4 protein-coding genes are annotated in these 4,611 nt (G+C 59.3%); 2 read left to right on the top strand and 2 right to left on the bottom strand.

Features of this window, described 5'->3' with window-relative positions; translation table 11 throughout:
• Positions 1-317: 317 nt before the first annotated feature.
• On the top strand, positions 318-791 hold the full coding sequence (locus RMO15_RS02895) for a prepilin-type N-terminal cleavage/methylation domain-containing protein (RefSeq protein WP_309707629.1): 474 nt from the start codon (positions 318-320) through the stop codon (positions 789-791).
• A 132-nt stretch (positions 792-923) separates the two neighbouring features.
• Here RMO15_RS02895 and RMO15_RS02890 read toward each other — a convergent pair whose 3' ends face one another.
• Both RMO15_RS02890 and RMO15_RS02885 read right to left on the bottom strand, forming a co-directional pair.
• Positions 924-1,937 carry an isocitrate/isopropylmalate family dehydrogenase gene (locus RMO15_RS02890; RefSeq protein ID WP_309707627.1) on the bottom strand — a complete coding sequence of 338 codons (1,014 nt, stop codon included), beginning with the start codon at positions 1,935-1,937 and terminating at the stop codon, positions 924-926.
• A gap of 30 nt (positions 1,938-1,967) precedes the next feature.
• Positions 1,968-2,687 (bottom strand): Type 1 glutamine amidotransferase-like domain-containing protein, encoded by a 720-nt coding sequence (locus tag RMO15_RS02885; protein ID WP_309707625.1) that lies wholly within the window; start codon positions 2,685-2,687, stop codon positions 1,968-1,970.
• A gap of 41 nt (positions 2,688-2,728) precedes the next feature.
• Here RMO15_RS02885 and RMO15_RS02880 point away from each other — a divergent pair.
• Positions 2,729-4,611 (top strand): phosphotransferase (locus RMO15_RS02880; RefSeq protein ID WP_309707623.1); only part of this gene is annotated, 1,883 nt, incomplete at its 3' end.

Here is a 4,611-nt window from a genome sequence, read left to right as displayed (position 1 = left end):
TTGCTTGAAGCATGAACGTGCCCCCATTTGCCTGTTCCGCCTCGGCTTGGACGCACTCCAAAATTGGATGACCTCTTTGTGCAGAACTGTCAAAGAGTGTCAGCGCGAGAAGGCACTACAATTTTTGTCCTGTACTTAGGGTAAATCCTACAGTTTTGCCAATTAAGAGTGTTGCAATTTTACTAATATTTTGAGCCGAGCCCTAGCCCTTCTACTGGGTTTTCGCAAAAAACAAAATATTAGCAAAACTGCAACAAATTTCTCAAAATTCCCTGCCAATACTTTGCTCAACGGCGATTCGCCAGAACACGAATGACTTGCCCGATGAACCCAGCGCCCGGCTCTTTCAGCTGCCGGTGGGCGCTGAGTTTATAAAGGAAAATACGATGACGACAACACCCCCCCCTAAAGGCTTCACTCTTGTGGAGATTATGATCGTGATACTAATTATTGCTATCCTGCTCAGCATCGCTATACCGAGCTTCAATCGTGCTCGTGCTACTTCTCGTACTAAGGCATGTGTCAATAATTTGCGTCAGATTCAGTCTGCAAAGGAACAGTGGGCATTAGACAATCGAAAGCCTCAAGGGGACACCTCTCTGTCTTGGCCGAATGATCTTGTTGGTTCGGATAAATACATCAAGGGAACAAAGCCGGTTTGCCCTTCTACCGGCGCAAATTACATCATGAATCCTATCGGTACCTCACCTTGGTGCACAAACTGGGGTTCGCCCGATGGTATACCCGGTCAACCCTTTAACCACGAGCTGGGGCCTGGCGAGCACGCATAAACAAAGGGCGGCTCCTGGGAGCCGCCCTGTCTTTGGAGCCCTCACCCACGCTGTGGGGAACCTGCGAAGCTCTAGATCTAACACCGCACAAAATCCACTGGCAGGAGCGTGTTCGAGAAGCGATTCTAAGCGCTAGCCCATCGCTCCTATCACCGCTTTCACGAACTCCGCGGTGCCTGCTTGGCCGCCTAGGTCTCGCGTAACGTGCTTGCCTTCTTCAAAGACAGCAAAAAGCGCGTTCTCGATGCGATTGGCCGCGTCTGTCTCGTCGAGCTGGCGGAGCATGAGGATCGAGGACATGACCACGGCGGTTGGGTTGGCGAGGCCCTTACCCGCGATATCGGGCGCGGTGCCATGCACGGCTTCGTAAACAATCGCATCCACACCGATATTGGCGGAGCCCGTGACGCCGAGGCCACCGACCAAGCCCGAGACTAAGTCGCTGATGATGTCGCCGTAGAGGTTCTCCATTACCATCACATCAAACTGCTGCGGGCGCGTCACCAGTTGCATGCAGCAGTTGTCCACGATCACCTCCTGGTACTCAATCTCCGAGTACTCTCTCGCCACGCGGCGGCAGCAGTCTAAAAACAGCCCATCGGAGAGCTTCATGATATTGGCCTTGTGAACCGCGCTCACTTTTTTTCGGTTGTTATTGCGGGCGTACTCAAAGGCGAACTTGGCGATGCGCGTGCTGGCCACATCGGTGATAATCTTGATGCTCTCGACCACGCCGGGCACGACCACGTGCTCAATGCCCGCGTAGAGGTCCTCGCTGTTCTCACGCACCACGACAATATCAATGCCCGGAAACGGAGTCTTCACGCCGGGAATACTCTTGGCCGGGCGCACATTGGCATAGAGCCCGAGGCGCTTGCGTAGCGCCACATTCACCGACGGAAACCCCTCTCCCACGGGCGTCCCAATCGGGCCTTTGAGGGCCAGGTGGTTCTTGACAATGGAGTTCACGACGCTATCGGGCAGCGGTGTCCCGAAGCGCGGAATGATATCGGCCCCGGCCTCTTGCCGATCCCAGGAGAAAGAGACGCCAGACGCCGCAAGAATCTCTAGGGCGACATCGGTAACCTCCGGCCCGATCCCATCGCCGGGTATCAGGGTCGCGGAGTAGGTTTTTGCTTTGCTCATGCCTAGATTATGGCAGGAATGCGGGACTTCTCACACCACAAGCGGCTGGGCAAGGTTTTGTGACTGACCTAGCCCGAGAATCTTTATCTTGACGTTGCCCGCCAGCAGGGGGGCATTGGGGGGAATGCGCTGTGCCTCAACCAGTGCGACCTGGCCTGCTCGCACGAGAAGAAAGCCCTCGGGGGAGACCTCGCACCACGCGTTCTCATCCACCCCGATTCCTAGGACGGGGTAGGGGCTTGAGAGAACCATATTGATCAGCCGCTGGGTGCGCTGGCGGACAAAGAAGTGGGTATCGACAATTGTATGGGGCAGTGCGCCTAGACCGGGCTTGATTTCCACACTGCCCTTGCGCATGGTCTTGCTATCGCCCTCGCCGGTTGGCATGAGGCCGCTCATCAGCGAGGCCCCCGCACTGGTGCCCCCAATGGCTTTCTTGTCCCGCAGGCGCATCGTCAGGTCCGTGCCTGCGAACGTTGCCATCAGGACATTTTGATCGCCGCCGGGAATCCAGACCCCCGCCGCTTTCTCCAGAGCGGCCAGTGCCTCGGAAACACCCACGGGAGCTAGCACGTCTTGTGCTCCGTTTTCCCGCAGCCAGTCCGATGAGCGCTTGGCCTTTCCCGCTACATCCTCGCCCGTGTGCGCCAGCACCACAATGCGTGCTGTCGGGCCACCGCTACGCTCGATCAGCCGCTTGGTTGTCTCGGCAGCCGTCGTCCCGCCGCCGTGGAGAATCACCGTTTGCATACGCCCAGTGTACCTGTGCTACAATCGCGCCGAGCACGCTTATGCCAACCACCAGCCACGACACGCCGCTTTTCTCCCTGCCTGCAGCCGAAGCCCTGGTACAAGAGCACTACGGCCTTACTCTTAAAGCCACAGCGCTTCCCGGCGAGTGGGATCGAAACATCCTGCTCTCGGATGCAAGCGGCCCCGTCGCGGTGCTCAAGCTCAGCCACGCGGCTCAGGAGCGCGGTCTGCTGGAGCTGGAAAACGCGGCGCTAGAGCATCTGACGCAGCAGCTCCCCGAGATTGCGTTTCCGCGCCTTTTGCCCGCACAAAACGGCCAGACGCTGCTTTCATGCACCTCAGAGTCCGGCACGGCGCATCTTACGCGGCTGATTAGCTATCTCCCGGGAATGCTCTACGCCCATGCCCGCCCCCACGACAAGCGCTTGCTCGCGAGCCTGGGCAAGTCGCTTGCCCGTGTAGACCTTGCCCTTGCGGGCTTCTCACACCCGCAGCTCGCGCACTCACTCAAGTGGGATCTGAGCCAGGCGCTCTGGATCGAGGCGCACTTAGAGTGTGTGGAGGCAGGCGAGAAGCGCGAGCGCATCGCCGCAATACTGGCCGATTATAATCGTGAGTTCGTGCCGCAACAGGCGACACTTCGTAAACAAGCGCTCTACAACGATGCCAACGACTACAATATCTTGGTGCAGGGCGGCGAGGTCTCCGGCTTTATTGATCTAGGCGACATGGTCGAGAGTGCGCTGATCAACGAGCTCGCTATCGCCGCCGCCTACGCCTTGATGGGCCAAGCCGCGCCGCTCGATGCCGCTTGCGTCCTCGTGGCCGCGTACCACGAGACGCTTCCGCTCACTGAAGGCGAGCTGGCGGTTCTCTGGACACTGATCCAGACGCGACTGGCCGTGAGCGTGGTCAATAGCGCCATCGAGCGCACGGCGCACCCCGAGAACACCTACCTCGCCATCAGCGAAGCCCCTGCCTGGGAGCTACTTTCGCGCATGGTAGCGATCTCCCCCACAAAAGCCCACTACGCCCTCCGCGCTGCCTGTGGTCTTCCTGCCCACCCCGATACGGAAGCAATCCAGCACTGGCTCGCCGCGAACACGGCGGAGTTTGCCGCTATCGCCCCCATTGACCCTCGCGTCCAACCGAGCACTCTGATAGACCTCTCCGTGGGTAGCCTGGAGCTGGGCGGCGGAGATCGCTGGAGCGCCGATGAGATCGAGGTGATTCTGGAAGCGAAACGCCGGGACTCGGGGGCGGAGCTGGTTCTGGGGCGCTACCTGGAGCCGCGCCTGCTCTATGCCTTTCCCGCTTTTGATCAGCCGGGTTTGGAGCGCACGGAGCACCGGACGGTTCATCTGGGGGCCGATCTTTTCTTGCCGCACGGCACGCCGGTCTTTGCGCCGCTCGCCGGAACCGTTGTCTCGGTGGTGGACAATCGTGGTGCAGGCAACTACGGCCCCACGGTCATTCTCGTACACCAAGCCGGGGAAACGGGGCGGACTTTTTTTACGCTCTATGGGCATCTGGATCCCGCGTGCCTGACAAGTCTTTGTGTTGGGCAGCACATTGATCGGGGGCAGTGCTTTGCGGCGCTGGGGCGACGGGAACACAACGGGGGCTGGCCGCCGCACCTGCACTTTCAGGTTTTGCTGGACTTGCTGGGCTGCGAGGGCGATTTTCCTGGGGTCGCCCGTCCCGCCGAGAGAGCGCTCTACGCTGGTGTCTGCCCCGACCCTAATTTAATTCTTGGGGTGCCGGGCGGAATTAATGGCGAGCCTGAGGGCAATGCGTCGCTGCTCACTCGCCGACATCAGAGTATCGGGCCATCGCTCTCGATCAGCTACCAGGAGCCGCTGCAGATTGTCCGGGGGTATGGGCAATACCTCTACACCGCCGACGGGCAGGCGTTTCTGGA

Origin of the sequence: Armatimonas sp. (assembly GCF_031410135.1) — a bacterium.
Taxonomy (GTDB): Bacteria; Armatimonadota; Armatimonadia; order Armatimonadales; family Armatimonadaceae; genus Armatimonas.
The sequence above is the reverse complement of the archived record's forward strand: the minus strand, read 5'-3'. Positions and strand labels throughout refer to the sequence as shown.

What these genes read in the sequence shown, in the direction of transcription:
- RMO15_RS02890 (WP_309707627.1), bottom strand. Translation starts at nt 1,937, where the DNA reads ATGAGCAAAGCAAAAACCTACTCCGCGACCCTGATACCCGGCGATGGG.
- RMO15_RS02885 (WP_309707625.1), bottom strand. Translation starts at nt 2,687, where the DNA reads ATGCAAACGGTGATTCTCCACGGCGGCGGGACGACGGCTGCCGAGACA.